General features: G+C 50.3%; 15 protein-coding genes. 2 read left to right on the top strand and 13 right to left on the bottom strand.

The annotated features are described in order from the left end of the window. Positions 1-14: 14 nt before the first annotated feature. From JQU52_RS05520 to JQU52_RS05490, 7 genes are all read right to left on the bottom strand, one after another. A complete protein-coding gene (locus JQU52_RS05520) occupies positions 15-1994 on the bottom strand; it encodes a YadA-like family protein (RefSeq protein WP_379061262.1) in 1980 nt (659 codons plus the stop codon). Between the two features lie 14 nt (positions 1995-2008). Next, complete coding sequence (locus JQU52_RS05515) at positions 2009-3013, bottom strand: OmpA family protein (protein WP_230340136.1); 1005 nt, start codon at positions 3011-3013, stop codon at positions 2009-2011. A gap of 278 nt (positions 3014-3291) precedes the next feature. Beyond that, a complete protein-coding gene (locus JQU52_RS05510; RefSeq protein WP_230340135.1) occupies positions 3292-6225 on the bottom strand; it encodes a S8 family serine peptidase in 2934 nt (977 codons plus the stop codon). Between the two features lie 72 nt (positions 6226-6297). Continuing rightward, complete coding sequence (locus tag JQU52_RS05505; RefSeq protein ID WP_230340134.1) at positions 6298-6468, bottom strand: hypothetical protein; 171 nt, start codon at positions 6466-6468, stop codon at positions 6298-6300. Positions 6469-6874: 406 nt separating this feature from the next. Then, positions 6875-7147: a hypothetical protein gene (locus JQU52_RS05500; protein WP_230340133.1), complete on the bottom strand. Its 273-nt coding sequence runs from the start codon at positions 7145-7147 to the stop codon at positions 6875-6877. Positions 7148-7256: 109 nt separating this feature from the next. Beyond that, on the bottom strand, positions 7257-8036 hold the full coding sequence (locus JQU52_RS05495; protein WP_230340132.1) for a hypothetical protein: 780 nt from the start codon (positions 8034-8036) through the stop codon (positions 7257-7259). A gap of 128 nt (positions 8037-8164) precedes the next feature. Further along, on the bottom strand, positions 8165-8596 hold the full coding sequence (locus JQU52_RS05490) for a fibroblast growth factor (protein ID WP_230340131.1): 432 nt from the start codon (positions 8594-8596) through the stop codon (positions 8165-8167). Positions 8597-8645: 49 nt separating this feature from the next. On the opposite strand from JQU52_RS05490, the gene JQU52_RS05485 reads away from it, so the two are divergent. Further along, on the top strand, positions 8646-9584 hold the full coding sequence (locus JQU52_RS05485) for a hypothetical protein (RefSeq protein WP_230340130.1): 939 nt from the start codon (positions 8646-8648) through the stop codon (positions 9582-9584). On the opposite strand, the gene JQU52_RS05480 is transcribed toward JQU52_RS05485, so the two are convergent. The 6 genes from JQU52_RS05480 to JQU52_RS05455 all read right to left on the bottom strand — a co-directional run bounded on the left by JQU52_RS05480 (position 9525) and on the right by JQU52_RS05455 (position 14237). Then, a complete protein-coding gene (locus JQU52_RS05480; protein WP_230340129.1) occupies positions 9525-10052 on the bottom strand; it encodes a hypothetical protein in 528 nt (175 codons plus the stop codon). The two genes, JQU52_RS05485 and JQU52_RS05480, sit on opposite strands and share 60 nt — an antisense overlap. Positions 10053-10097: 45 nt before the next feature. Further along, on the bottom strand, positions 10098-11228 hold the full coding sequence (locus JQU52_RS05475; protein ID WP_230340128.1) for an ATPase, T2SS/T4P/T4SS family: 1131 nt from the start codon (positions 11226-11228) through the stop codon (positions 10098-10100). A gap of 72 nt (positions 11229-11300) precedes the next feature. Next, complete coding sequence (gene virB10 / locus JQU52_RS05470) at positions 11301-12566, bottom strand: type IV secretion system protein VirB10 (RefSeq protein WP_230340127.1); 1266 nt, start codon at positions 12564-12566, stop codon at positions 11301-11303. An 11-nt stretch (positions 12567-12577) separates the two neighbouring features. Continuing rightward, the gene (gene virB9 / locus JQU52_RS05465; RefSeq protein WP_230340126.1) at positions 12578-13390 is read right to left on the bottom strand and encodes a P-type conjugative transfer protein VirB9; all 813 of its coding nucleotides are present in this window, start codon (positions 13388-13390) and stop codon (positions 12578-12580) included. Positions 13391-13404: 14 nt separating this feature from the next. Next, positions 13405-14115 (bottom strand): virB8 family protein, encoded by a 711-nt coding sequence (locus JQU52_RS05460; protein WP_230340125.1) that lies wholly within the window; start codon positions 14113-14115, stop codon positions 13405-13407. Then, positions 14112-14237 (bottom strand): lipoprotein, encoded by a 126-nt coding sequence (locus tag JQU52_RS05455; protein ID WP_230340124.1) that lies wholly within the window; start codon positions 14235-14237, stop codon positions 14112-14114. The genes JQU52_RS05460 and JQU52_RS05455 overlap by 4 nt, the downstream gene beginning before the upstream one ends. On the opposite strand from JQU52_RS05455, the gene JQU52_RS05450 reads away from it, so the two are divergent. Then, positions 14236-14499: a hypothetical protein gene (locus JQU52_RS05450; protein ID WP_230340123.1), complete on the top strand. Its 264-nt coding sequence runs from the start codon at positions 14236-14238 to the stop codon at positions 14497-14499. The genes JQU52_RS05455 and JQU52_RS05450 overlap by 2 nt on opposite strands. Positions 14500-14536 lie beyond the last annotated feature (37 nt).

Raw genomic sequence — 14536 nt, 5'->3', positions numbered from 1 at the left:
GGTGGTAACGCTATTTAAAACACAAAACCGATACCGGCTTTGGCTGCCGGGCGACTGCCGGATGTTAATGCTTGGCCAAAACCGCCGAACACTTTGAACTTGCCGCTGCGCGACAGGTAGTTGACACCCATGCCCAAAGAAGTCTGGCCGTCATACGTACCCATGCCGACACCGGCTGCCCATTCACCCGGATGTTGCTCTGGGTATTCAATGTCCATCGCCATTGCCGCAGCAATACCTTGAGATGCGGATTTACGGTTGGCATCGATGCGCTCGGAGAGCTGATCAAAGCGCCCGTTGTTATCCACCACCAGTTTATCAATGGCAGTATCAAATTGGCCTTTGTTGATGGCATCATTGGGCGCACTACCATTAGCCACCCCGGTGATAACGCGGTCACCGCTGGCACCGGCCACATTGATGACCGTAGAAGTACCGGCCTTATCAATGGTGGTGGTTTGGCCATCGGTTTGCACCAAGCCTTTTTCACCTTTGATGATGGACTGGATATCACCTTCGTTCACGGTAACACGTCGATCCAGATTGGTGATTTGGTTGCCATGTTGGGTCAGTTTGCCGTCAACAGCAGCAAAAGCCGAACCCACATTGTTGTGCTTGCCGCCGGCAACGGTGTAGCTCGGAGCCGATACGGTGCCGGTGGCCTGATTGTAGGCCGCACCGCCGCCCAGATTGGCCGCAGTCGATTCACCCAGCTTATCGGTTTTACCGTCCAGATTGGTCAGTTTGCTTTCGTTCACTGTGATACGGCGGCTGTTGTCGGCCACTTTCTGATTGGTGTCAAACAACTGGGCACCGTTAACTGCTTCGTTACTGCCTGCAGCCAAAGTACCGGCTTTTACACCACTGACTGTACGGTCGCCATTCACCCCGGCCAACGCCACTGTAGTGGCCGTACCGGCTTTATCCACCGTGGTGGTTTGGCCATCGGTTTGCACCAAGCCTTTTTCACCGTTGATGATGGACTGGATATTGCCTTCATTGATGGTAATGCGGCGGCTGTTGGCGGCAACGCGCTGATTGGTGTCAAACAACTGTGCACCGTTAACCGCTTCGGTGCTGCCGGCAGCCAGCGCCGCATTTTTAACACCGGCCACTGTGGTGCCGCCAACACCACCCAAAGTCACCTTGTCTTTGGCCAAGCTGTCGTATTTCACATTGAACTTGTCACCGTCTTGCAAAGTGGCAATATCGGCGGTGTTTTTATCGGCTTTGGTATTGGCCGTGTTGGCAGTAGTCTGCGCCTTGGCTGCATCGGCTGCGGCCTTGTCGGCAGCAGTTTGTGCGGCGGTGGCTTTACCGTCTGCGGCTACTGCTTTGGCATCGGCGGCAGTAGCAGCCGCTTGGGCAGCATCGGCCTTGGTGCCGGCGGTGTTGGCTGTAGCTTGGGCTGCTGTAGCGCTGGCTTGTGCTGCCACGGCATCCGCTGCTGCTTTGTCGGCAGTGGTTTTAACACCAAAAAGTTGGCCGCCGTTAACTGCGTCTTTGCTGCCGGTCACAACGGAACCGTCTTTGACATTCGTCAGTGTCGCGGGATCGCTGCGAGGATTCAATGTTACTTTTGTTTTATCTGCACTGTCATACACTACTGCCGTGTCAGTTAGATTATTAACATTGTTATCATTGTTCTGAACCTTATTTTCCAGTTCACCCACCTTGGCAAGTGTGGCTAAGGTCTCAGCACTAAGTCCAATTACATCATAGTTATATGATCCATTTTTATCTTGTGCAAAGCATGTTTTTGCATTGACACCATCAATGCCGACAGCACCTTGAAATCCCGCTATTGGCGCTGCACTACATGATGTTCCTATTGATGGTACCCATGCTTGTGCGGCAAGCGGCAAGCACAGCAAAGCACTGCCGATAATATTCAATACGATGCCTTTTTTAGATTTGCCTTTAGTTTTACCCAGTTCCGAAACAACGGTCATTTGACCGTCACGGTTACGAACGACTTTATACGCTTTGTTCATACGATTTCCTTTATTTAAGAATAAACGCCGGTCACGGTAACCGTGACACGGCGGTTGGGTTGCAGGCAGCTTTTCAGGGCTGCGGTGGGTTTGTTGCCGGCACATTGCACCAGCGGTTCACTACTGCCTTTGCCGACGGTGTGGATGCGATCGGCAGGAACAGCACTCAGGTGCCGGCGCAGAATGGCCGCCACGGCTTCGGCGCGTTGTGCAGAGAGTTCTCGGTTTAGCGATGCACTGCCGATGCGGTCGGCATGGCCGCTAATCTGCAAGGTACTGATGCGGTGTTGATGTGCTTGCAGGCGTTGGGCAAAAGCATGGATGCGCTGTTGGCCGTCGCTCGACAAACGGGCGCTGCCGAAGGCAAACAGGGTGTCGGTATCAAGGCTGAAGGTTTCGGCTGCGCTGCTTTCTGCTGCGGGTTCCGCGCAGGCAGCCACAGCGGCCTCACCTTCGGCCATCAGCTGCTCGGCCTGCTTGAGCCAAGCAACGCCGTGGTTACGGTGGCGGCCATAGCCTTCCTGTGTTTCATACTCGGCACCGGCCAGCGCCACTTCGGCACATTCCAACTGGGTGACTGCACACTGTTTGCCGTCGACAGCCTGTTTCAGGTCGGCGATCTTGGCCCAATGATCAGTAAACCGGCGCGGTGTACCGGGCAAAGGTGCCATTTGGCCGGGGTTGCCGTTTTGCTGTGCGGCGGCACTTAAGGCCAGTGCCTCACCGGCCAGATGTTCGGTAATGCCTTTGGTATTGGTTTCACGATAGCTGTGTTTGGCCAAATCAAGAGTGCACAGGGCTTTTTGAAAGGCGCGGTTGTTGCCGGCGTTTACGGGGGCGTGGCTGCGGATGTGCTGTTCCACACCGGCCAGTTGCGTGCCGGTAATGTAGTTACCGGCACCCTGCCAGCCGTAAGTCACCGGCTTGGGGCTGAACGGTGTATCCGCAGCCTGTGCCGAACCAATGGCCAGCAGTAGCCCGGCACACAGCAAAGCGCAGCGGGTTGGGGCTTGGGTCATAGACGTTTCCTTTGTTGTTTTGCCTGTTTTTTGCAGGCATAAAAAAACCGCCTTCAGCGGAAGGCGGCAGAAACAAAAATACCGGCACAAGGCCGGTGTTTCAGGGGGCGAAGATAATGTTGGCGGGATTACATAACAGGCTCCTTATCAGGATTAGGCAGCAGGCCGCTGCCGGGCTTAAATAAAAAAAGCACATTGGCCGAAAGGAAAAGACCAATGTGCTGAAAAGGTGCGCATCAAAATGGGGAATCTATACGCACCTTGGTTGAAAGACGCTATCAGAATTTCACGACCAGATTAGCACCCGCTTGGTGGTTATGCCAGCTACTGGCACCTTGGTAGCGGTAGCCGATTCCGGCAGTCACATTTTTGGCGACCTGAGCTTGCAAGCCAATACCGGCAGCCCAGCGGTTCAACGGCAGCTGCCAAGCACCGGCACGTTCATTACTGTGCGCATCGGCAAAACCGCCCACGGTGGCAAATTGGCGGCGCTGGAAGTCATGCTCATAGCCGATATTGCCGTACACGCTCAGCGGCAGATTGCCGGCCAGCCAGTTGTATTGGCCGGTCATGTTTACCGTACCCACCACAATACCTTTGCTCAGCTTATCGGCATTCAGCCCGTAGCCTTCGGCGCCGCTTTCGGTAAAGGCGCTTTGGCGGAAATAGTCATAACGCAAACCCAGCTCCGGCGTGACCGACCAAACATCATTACCCAGCTTTTTGCCGCCGGCAATGCTCAGCTGCCACAGGCTGCCTGAAACATCGGCTCCTGTTTTGTAAGTCTCATCGGCAATCCAGACGGTGCGCGATACCTCGTTTTTATAACGGCTGTAGCCTAAGCTGCCTTTCAGAAAATGGCCACGCCAGTTGGCCGGATGATAGCGACCGGCGAGCACGGTACCCATACTGCGTACATCGGCGTTGTCGCTGCCGTCATTGCCGCGTTGCTCTGCCCAGTTGGTGTTGTGGTAGGTAACGGCACCACCGAGTGATGCACTGTCGGTCAAGCCCATCACCACCCCTACAGTACCGCTGTTGGTCGATTGCTTGCCGGACAAGCCGGGCTGCGTCCAAGTATTGCCGGTATGGCCATACTGAACAACAGCCTGTGTTTCACCGCCAGCCACATCCAGTTTATTGCCAAAATCAGTATTCAGACGGCCTTGCTCGATGCTGGAAATCGCTGCCGCATTGCTGTAGATGCTGCCTGAAAGCGAATACAGGGTTTTGGCCAAAGTGGCTTCATCAGTGATGTTCTGGATTTTAGCCGACGCATCCACAAAGCTCAGCTGCTGTGCCACACGGTCGCTCTTGTAGGGTTCGGCTGCATCCAGTGCGGTAAATGCTGCTTCAAGATTGCGTGCACCGGCAGAAATGCTGTTGGCGTCTGCTGCTGCCTGAAGGCTGTTGGCTACGCGGTTAACATCGGCACGTTTGATGTCCAGCTTCACTGCATTGGCGGTATAACGGGTATCCGCAGCCAACAGCAAAGAGGGTGCAGAAGTTGTCTTGGCAAAGGTGCCGGATACTTTGCTCGCAGTCAGCACATCGGTGCTGGTACCGGACTGGGGAACATAGCCGGGCTTGATGCCGCGAAAGTGCAGTTCACCGGCTAAATCGGCATTGCCGGTTACTTTGGTCACCGTGCCAACTTCGGTTGCCAAGGTGCCGTATTGGGTTTGGATATAGTCCCCGTTAATCGTGGCACCATTGCCGGTGCTGGCAAAAACACCGAGATTATTGATGCTGCCGGTACTGCCCTTAACCGCATATTCGGCACTCGATAAGATAGTGGTTTTAGATTGGCTCTCACCATCAACCATTAATTTGCCGGCAGATACCAAGGTATCGCCACTAAAGCTGTGTTTGCCTTTCAATGTCAGGCTGCCTGAACCTTTTTTAAGCAGGCCGCCGGTGCCGCTGATGTTATTCTCAAACACGGCATTACCAGTCACATTGGCGTTGAAGTTGCCAAACGCAAATTGGGCGGGGCCGTTTACGGCTTTACCTATGTTCAGTAAACCCCAGCCGTACACCGAATCGACGCCTTTGGCACCGAGGTCGGTTGCAGTCGTCAACAACGTAGTGCGCAGGTTGTCGTTGGTCATCCACGGGTATTTTTGTTTGACTAGGGCAGCGGCGCCGGTTACTTGGGGGGCGGCGAATGAAGTACCTGTTGCCTGTGTTAAACCAAAACGCTCCATTTCATTAAGATTTGTTGCATTTATATTTGGTACTAATACTTTCCATGGTGCGGCCATACACCAATTTTTAGCATCACCACAGCGATTTGAGTTGCTATTAATGGTTTGATTTTCGTCAGTACCAGCAACCGCAATCAAGCCTTTTTGTAGTTCTGGCTCTGCTAAAGGCAGTAACGGATTAGCTGTTGGCTGCATCAATGCTTCATTGCCAGTAGAAAAAATTAACAATACATTATTATCAACCAAATATTTCATTTGCCCAATATAAGTACCCGCCTTTTCCATAGTAGATTTAGCATTTAAATAAGCGTTAGCATCATCTTTATATTGTTGAATTGCAGTACCAGAACTGGATCCCCAACTATTATTAATAATAGTTACTCCATCTTTACGCAATTCATTCCACGCACGCAATGCGCCTGAATCAGAAACTTTATTACCACCCGAAATACCTATATTTGCTGTGTGTAATTCAACATTTTTAGCGATACCATTAATATTTCCATTTACCTCTTGCCCTGAAAGAGTTAAGGCAACCTGTGTTCCATGATCTGTGCTAACACTTGCTACAGCAACAAAATCGCCATGATCTACAAGATTTTTTGGTAATCCGGGGTGACTGGCAATTCGACCATCAACTACGCCTACTTTAACCCCTGAACCGTCAAGATTTTGATCGTATGCATCTTTAAGATTCAGTGAGTCTTCGCGATCATTCATGAAGCCATATTTATTTGGTGCAAACTTATTGGTAATCGGCTCCGGCGCAGCCGCTTTTTCATTACTGTCCCCGGCTGCCGGATTGGCAGAAGGCATCGGAACGGCCGTCGGGGTGGTCGGATTAACCGGTTTGGGGGGCGTCGTCGGATTACCCGGCACACCGGGCTGTGACGGCGTACTGCCGACACTCGGTGATGATCCGCCACCACCCCCGCCACCACAGGCGGCTAAGGCAAACGAAATGGCGATAACAGAAGCTTTAAGCACAAATTGACTGGGTTTCATCAGAGTTTCCCTTCGCAAGTGTAAGGATATGATTGTTAATGTATGTTTTTTGTTTGTCCGAATATACGACAATCAGCAAACTTTTGCCACATCGAATCCGGTGGCGGTTTGAACAATCAGCAGTCGCAAAGCACCGTTTCGACGCAACATGGCATCAATACAGTCTGAGGCTGCCTGAAAATTAGGGAATGTACCGAGTAACGAAGATTGAACGCGCTTGTGCGCAATGCGTGAGAACAGCATGGTGATGCTCCTTATCGTTTAGTTTCGTAGCCACCTTAGTAGGGTGGCGGGCTTCAACTACCGCGATAAGACGGCGGAACTTATTCCCCAAGGGGTGTTGTATTAGGTTCTCTCGACCCGCCATAGCAAGAAATCTATGGCATTGTGCTGCGTATCCGGCAGGCACAAAAAAACCACGCTTTCGGGTGTGGGGAACCGCTTATCGAATTTAGTAGTGTTTTAATCTTACAAAGATTTTTTTGTGTTGTAAAGCGTTTTATGCGGTTTTGCGGCTTATTTTATAACTGAGGGTTGGGCAGATGCCGTATGCGGAATATGTTCATCTTAAGCCATGACTTTTTACTTTGCGGACTCTTGCTTTTTTCAACAGCATATTTTCAGGATACCTCCCCGCCATAAAATCATCCTATTTGTCGCTACCGTGTTTATGCTTTGCAATTTCTATTTGGTGTAAGCTATGCAAAGCTAATCGATAATCCAAACGGGCATCCTCATTGGAAACAAAAGAGTTCAGCAAATAATCTGCTTCATTTCTGGCATTACGGAGTTTTTCCAGTTGTCGTCCAATATTCTTTAAGTCTCGATCCGCATGGCTTTTATAAAAATAGATCAACTGAGCATGTAATGATTTGGCGGTGCTGTAAGTAAATCTCAATTCACAAATCGCAAAAGCAGGCAAGCATGATACACCCCATAATACATGCGGCTTATCCCGTTACGATTTCCCATTTCGGTATTGCCAATCATGGTTTGAGCGCTATCCATAAAATCTGATGGCTGAATCATGCTTATCCAATCCCATAGCTCAAATTATAAGGACGACAAGAAACACAAAGATTGATTAACGCAGGGTCAATTTCAACCTCCATCTGAATCAACATGTCGTCAATAATGTTATCCATACGAGCTAATAATTCAATGTCGTCAACAAAACAGATGCATTTCAATTCAATAAAAATATCATATTCAAAATTGTAACTGAATGAATAGGTTGGAATAACCACATCTTGTGAAAAAATAAATTTTTTGATGGCCAAAATCGCTGCCACCATAGTGGATTGATCCAGCCGCAACTCCCGCAAGAGTAGATACACTCTTTCCAAGTCGGTATTGTGGCCGGGTTTAATCGCTTTTAATTTCTTTAATTTATCGAACAATAGTCCTGCATCATCAATAAACCCATACAGCATGGCCATGTGCAACAGTGGTTTCAAACTGTGTAAATCATCACTGTCGGCAGACTTGATAAATAAAGTCTGCAAATAGGCATTAGCCTCGTCAAAACAACCCATTCTGTTAAGACCGTTCAAAACAAATATGTCCACTATTGATACATCATCAGCAGTCATACGGGGGCGCTTCAAATACTCATCAAATTGTTGCTTTTCCCCACGCATTGCAGCAACCATCCCCAAAGTCAGATAGCCAAAATTTAAAGCAGGCGTATTCAATAATGCTTTAGCATCTCTTTCCAAACTGGCCAAAAATAGTGGCGGTGGTTTGCTCTTCCCAAGGGCTGTATGCAACCGATTTTGCACACTATCCCAATTCGGTACGGCCAAAGCCATAAAAAACCCCTTTCTTTTACTGGAGGGATATAAACAAAATATAATAAACCGAATGGTATGTATCAAGATGTAGCAGATGCATTACATTTAATCTTACAAACAAAGATTTTTGTATTCTGTAAAGCGTTTTATACGGTTTTCCGGCTTATTTTACCGTAGCCTCTGCAAGCAGCATTTTTAAGGCGCTGCCATTGGCAAAAGCGGTGAAGCTTTGCTGGTTTTTTGCGCTTTAAACAGTCGCAAATATACGGCCAGGCACGCAAAGAACGGTAGTACTCGGCATCGGAACCCGGCCATACGGCAGATTCGTACGCGGTATAGCCGTGCAGATAAAGTTGATGTACGAAATAACATGTGTCATCAAAATCCCGAGCTGCAAACAGCACTCGCCCCCGGTACGCAATGGCCGGTAAGCATTCCGGTGGGTAAATATCGGATAGCCGGATACCGGCTTCGGTGCTTGGCTCTCCTTCAGGCGGTTTCAGCGACAGTAGTGACCGCTTCAGCGATAAGCGCAACCGGCCTATAGCCTCCGCTTTCAGTTCAATTTCAGGTAGCATATCCGGTTATTTCCTTTTAAAAATTAAAAAATCAAGCAAAGTCACAAGTATGGATAAATCTCAATTACTTCAGCAGGATATATTTAATAAGCCTGAAGATAAATATGCAATCAGCAGCCAATTACTGAGGGCGTGTATTGGTGGAAGTACACGCATAACGACTCTTGGTGCTGACGATACAGAAAATATTTTTCATGGATTTCAATATAGTAAAAAATCTATTGGCTATATTTTTTTATGTACATTGCTTTATAACGCATTACATATACGGCGTTATCCTTATAAGACTGATAGGATTGTTGCATCTCTGGGATCCTCTGCATTCACTGATTTGACTTTGCATCATAACGTCAATTTATGGCATCAACGCATCACCCCTCAACAATGGCATGAAGCCGAAGAAGACATCAAAGGATTATATGGGCATGTTCAAAAACGCCTGTCTATTCATTTCCCATCCCAAAAAACAATATATTTAAAGCGGCATATTCAGGGGAAATATGCTTTTGCACTCAAAAGCCGCTACTGCCAAGCCAAGGAGGCCGGACTTTCTTTTATCTTACTTGAGATGGATTTGTTAAACAGCTACATGAGCTTGCCCGACTATGGCTACTCTTATGCGCAAGACAGGGATATGGTTGTTTTGACTATAGAAATCAATCTTGAAGATATTTTGTACTGCCACAGCCTAATCAGGCCATATAGCGAAGGTTTTAGTTATAACGCTGAAGATACGGAAGAAGGCGAATGGGTTGTAATTAACCGTACTTGCGACGGCGTGATTAAACTGCCTTTAGATGCCATCAGTTTTCCAGAGCCCTATAAAGTAAAAAATATCAATCATCACTGGTATGAAGCCCATTCTTCTGAAATACCGTGTTACATTCGCCCGGAAGCTTATGTCGGCATCACTCATATTTTAAGGTATTTACAGGAACCACCGTCCGGCTTGAAGAAGCTCATCCAAACGGTAAAACGCTATTTTTAAGCGTAAATAGCCTGTTTTTTGAATGCCGGGCAGCAATTTTTGCCACCGTGTATTTATCGGCATGGGATCACAATCATCGCTTTTAACACATTGGGTTTTAATGCCGCGTGCATAGAGTAGTGCAACCAACTCATGGCCAATACGCCTGTTGGGAACAGTACAAATGGATCGCCCTTTCCAATCACACAGCAGCCAATTTTGCGGCATGTGCTCAAAACGGTTTTGCAGATGCCGTAAAACCGGCATAAACGCTGTGTGCCTGACTTCTTCCACAGGCAGCCTGCCAAACTGAGCCAGTTGGATGCAAAGTTGTTCTGCGGTGAAATGCAGCGATTCCTGAATATCTTGATGGTCGCATTCGTAACGTAAATACCGCTCATGCTGAGGAGTGATTTCCCAGCCGGCGGCAAGCAGTATCAGCAACAGTTCGACAATATCAGCGGTGGGTGGTGCTTGGCTCGGGAGCATTAATATGTCCTTATAATTTGTGGCGGTTAAGAATGCCGGTTCACCTCAACTACGCCCTTGCATGGCATAAAATTTCTCCACCGGGTCATAGTACAACTCGGTCATGCGGGTGTTTTCAAAGAAGGCCACCACGTCAATGGTGGCTTTAACTGCATTGAGGATGTAGTCGTATTCCATGGTCTGGCCGGTGGCCGATTCTTTGGCCAACTGGGCAATGCGGTAATGCACGGCACGGGCATCATTGGCATGGACGGATGTCAGGCCGCCGGGATGGCCGGTATTGAGCAAGGACAAGTAATCCCAAGCCTCATCTCCTCGCAATTCGGTCAGAAATACCCGATCCGGTTTCAGCCGCATACAGGCGGCAATCAGCATTTTGGCGGTGATGTGCGCTTTGAAGAACAAATGCACATGGTTGGGGTGGTTTGGCAAATCCAGTTCGTGGGTATCTTCCAGCGTAATCAACCGCGTATTGGGTGCCACCAAATCGGCAATGGTTTTACTGAAGGTGGTTTTACCGGAGCCGGTGCCACCCACCATGCAGATATTGAGTTTGCGGTTGACGGCCAAGCGCCAAAAGGCGTCCATATCGCGATTGGCTTTGTGGGTGAGCAATTCATACTGCCAATCTGCCAGCGGCACATCCGACGGCAGTTGCATGCGGTCGCAAACATCGCGGAAATGGCGTCCGTCAATCCGGCCGCCCACATCAATGCTGTCGGTCGGCATGGCCACGCTGCTGTGCGGTGATACGTCTTTGAATGAGGTTAACCGGTCGGTGTTGATGTAATCCGCCAAGGTGAAACGGCTGCGTGAGGGTTTACGGAAGGCATACACCACGGTTTTGTCTTCACACGAAGGCGGCAGCATGATGTGGCCGCGCTCGCCGTCGGGCAAGGTGACCGAATGGATGGGGTTTTCAAAAGAAATGTGCTTTTTATTGAGAATGGCCAAGGTATTGGCCAGCTGCTCCAATGCACGTAAATGCAGGCGCGTATCTTCAAAGCGTTCAAATCCTTTGGCCGTTTCCAAGAATACTTCACCCGGGCGGTTAATCAAGACTTCGGTAACACCGTCACGATTGAGGTAATCGCTGATACCCAGCTGGTCAAGCATATTGCGGGCGGAGGCATCTTGGCGGATACCGGCGGTGAAATTGTTTGCGGCGTCATACATGGTTCTATCCGGTAAAAAGCAAATAGGCCTGCACACGGCAGGCCTAGCTAGGTTAAAAACAAAGATACGGCATCAATACAAAGGCACGCGCACCACTTCGTACACCGAACGGAAATCGACATCACGCGCCACCATGATGTTGATCAGGCTGCCCTGATTCACGGTGCCGGTGGGCGGGATATTGATGCTGTTGCGCAAGGCTTCGGTAGCCATTTGTTGTGCAGCTTCGCTGGAGTTTTCATAGGTGATGGTGTTGTTGTTGCCGTTGGTGCTTTTTTGTCGGTTACTGAGGTTGTCGCTCAAGTCACTAATCAAGCTAATCATGATGGCACCACCAAAGCGCTGCCAGAAATGATAATTGACCTTTGCGGCATGCCCGCCTTCACCCAAAGCACCGGAACCGGGGCTGGCCAACGACACTTTGACGCCAACCGGGGTTTCCACTTCATTCCACAACGCAAACACCCGCGCCTGGCCTTGTACCAAGGCGGCGGTTTGTTCACCGATGATTTTGCTGCCGCGTTCCAACAGCAATACTTTGCCATCCGCCGAATAAATATCCTGTACCGTCTGGCAGCGGGTGAAACCGGGCTGGGTGGTGATGATGCGGGTTTCTAATGCACACTGGATGTTGGTGCCTTTGGCCAGTAGGAAAGTGGTATCTCCCCGGCGTTCTGCTGCCACACCGGCGGTCACCGTAGGCTGTAAGCGGCTGCCGAATGAGGTGCCCTCACTGCGGTTACCACCGCCAAACAAGCCTGTTGAAGTTTCGGTACCAGAAACCGTTACCGTCTCATTCCCGCCCGCCGAACCACCACCCAATCTATTCTGATCCAGCGAAACCAGCACATCACCACCCAAGCGGCGGTTGCGGATGTCGTCGGCGGGATTATTTGCCGCCGAAGCTGCCGCCGGGGCAGCAGCGGTATCCACTGCGGGTAATACATTTTCATCGGAGGAAGCGACATCCGAAGCGGGTTCGGCTTCGGTTTCAGCCACCAAGGCCAATTTTTCCTTATCAGCATCAAAATTCATCGGCTGGTTGTTTTTAACCCCCAAATCCAATTCGGGGTTGGGCGCGGCAGCGGCATTGTCGTCACCCGAAGTCCAGTAAATCAGCCCAACCACAATCAGGCCGATGGCCACCAGTGCCACGCCCAACAAGGCCACTTTGCCCACATTGTCTTTTTTGCCGGACACTTCATTTAAGGGCAGGCCTGCTTCAACATCATCGTCTTGCACGATATCGGCCATTGATGTGTGTTCAGGCTGCCTGAAGTCGCCGGCAGCGGTTTCAGCCGGCTGGCGTTTTTGCTTCCATTTTGCGAACAATCCCATGTTTCGCTCCTTTATTTGGTAATGCGCACGGCGCGGTTGTCATCGGTGCCGGTACGGTTGAACTGACCCACGTTGTCGTAACCGCGGTTTTCAATCGCCAATACCGATTTGCCCAAGCGCAAGACGAATTTTTTGGCGGTTTCATGAATCACCACGGTATCGCCTTCCAGATGCGAGTTCAGCAGGGTTTCGGTGCCATCGGGCATGATTTTGTACACCACTGGCAAATCTTTACCGTTATTGAACTGCAAATAAGTAAAACGCCCGTTATCCCATGCCGCCGTGGGTGCCAATGCTCGGTGACCGTAAGCCCAATAATCGGTATTGCGCCCATCCGCCCCGCTGCCTGCCTGCTGCAACACCGACATGGCCTGCGCCTGTTTTTCAGCGGCTTGGGCTTGCTGGCGGCTGATGCTGTCGGGGTAGGTAAAGCGTAAAATATAGGTGGCAGCCTGATTGGCTTTGCCCGCTCCCATCGTCAATGAAAAGGCATAGCTGCGTTTATTGGTGCTGAGCAGCATATTGGTTTGCGGGCTGGCCGCTTGCGGCTTGAAAATGATGTTGTTGCCCCGCACCGCCACTTTCCAAGCATCGGCATCACCCATGCCTAAGGCGGCGGCGTCACCGCTCAAGCGTTCGTCGGCTTCCAGCTGCACCATTACTGCGCGGCCGATTTGCGAACGGATGCGGTACACCTGATCGGGATGGTATTCGGCGGTTTGGATACGGCTGTCACGTGCCGAACCTTTAGGGACGGCTTCGGCAAACACCGGCAAAACAAAGGCGGCCAAAATGGCCGCCATACTCAATTGTTGGATTTTCATGCGATTCATTTCCTTTATGGTGCCGTTTCCGGGTCAACACGGTAGCTCACCACTTGGAAGCCCAGCGGATTGACCAGCCGGTCTTTTTCGTTTTGCGGCCGGTTGCTGTATTCAAAGGCCATGGTGGCAATCAGCGGCTGTGCCGGAAAGGTTTTATTCAAATCCCCCGCCACCGGTATCATCTGCTTGTCAAAACGCACCTGCACCATATTGCCGACAAAGCTGATGGCCTTCACTTTGGCCACCACCTTGAATTGGTCTTTCAGGATTTTATGCGGGGCTTGCGGATTGTCTTTGTAAAGCCGGGCAAACTCGGCTTGGATGGGCGGCGCACTCAGCAGCATGGTGGCATCGTAGCTGCCTTGAATGGTTTGCCAGTCATAGCCTTCGCGATAGCGGATATATTGAGCCAGCCAGTATTTGTCGATTACCTCACCGTAGGATTTTTCAGACTGCTTCAGTGTGGTCACAATATCAGTGGCACCGGTATTGTTGTCCACCCGTACCATAAACGGCTCGGTGGTTTTAAGCGGGGTCAGTGCCGCCACGGCACCGATGGCCATGCCGGACAAGACCAAGCAGACTGCGGTAATGCGCCAGGCGATTTTATTGTTGCGTCGTACCGAATCAATCTCGGATTGCTCAAATTGCTTGGCTGCCTGAATAAACGCCAATGCCTTTTTGTTGTTGGCCGCATTAGCGGGCTTGGGAGGTTGTTGGCTCATTTGCCGGCTCCTGCTGAGGTTGTCGGGTTAATTGGAAACGGAGTGCCGTAGGGATTGGGTGCCTTGGTGGCGCAAGCAGCCAGCACCAGTGCCGCACCCAGCAGCACAAGTAGTTTATTCATGGTGTTTTTTTCCTATATGAAGGGGGTAAGGGAAACGACGGGCAAAAGAAAAACCCGCTTTGGTCAAAAGCGGGTTGTGGGTATAATGCGCGCGGGGCTGGTAGCAAAAAGCCCCGTTGGAGCGGGGCTTTTTGTAGTCATGCCACCCTGGGAAGGAGTGGTTTCGACGATGAAACTAACCGTTCGCCTCGGTAAGTTCACAATCAAGCTGAAACTTGATTTGAGGGTCATTTTAGCTTTGCTGATGTGGCTCAGTCAATAGACACTTGCCAAAACCAAAAAACATCCGTTTCCGCCAA

The organism is Paralysiella testudinis, from assembly GCF_016894345.1.
In the GTDB taxonomy this organism is placed as follows: domain Bacteria; phylum Pseudomonadota; class Gammaproteobacteria; order Burkholderiales; family Neisseriaceae; genus Paralysiella; species Paralysiella testudinis.
The sequence above is the reverse complement of the archived record's forward strand: the minus strand, read 5'-3'. Positions and strand labels throughout refer to the sequence as shown.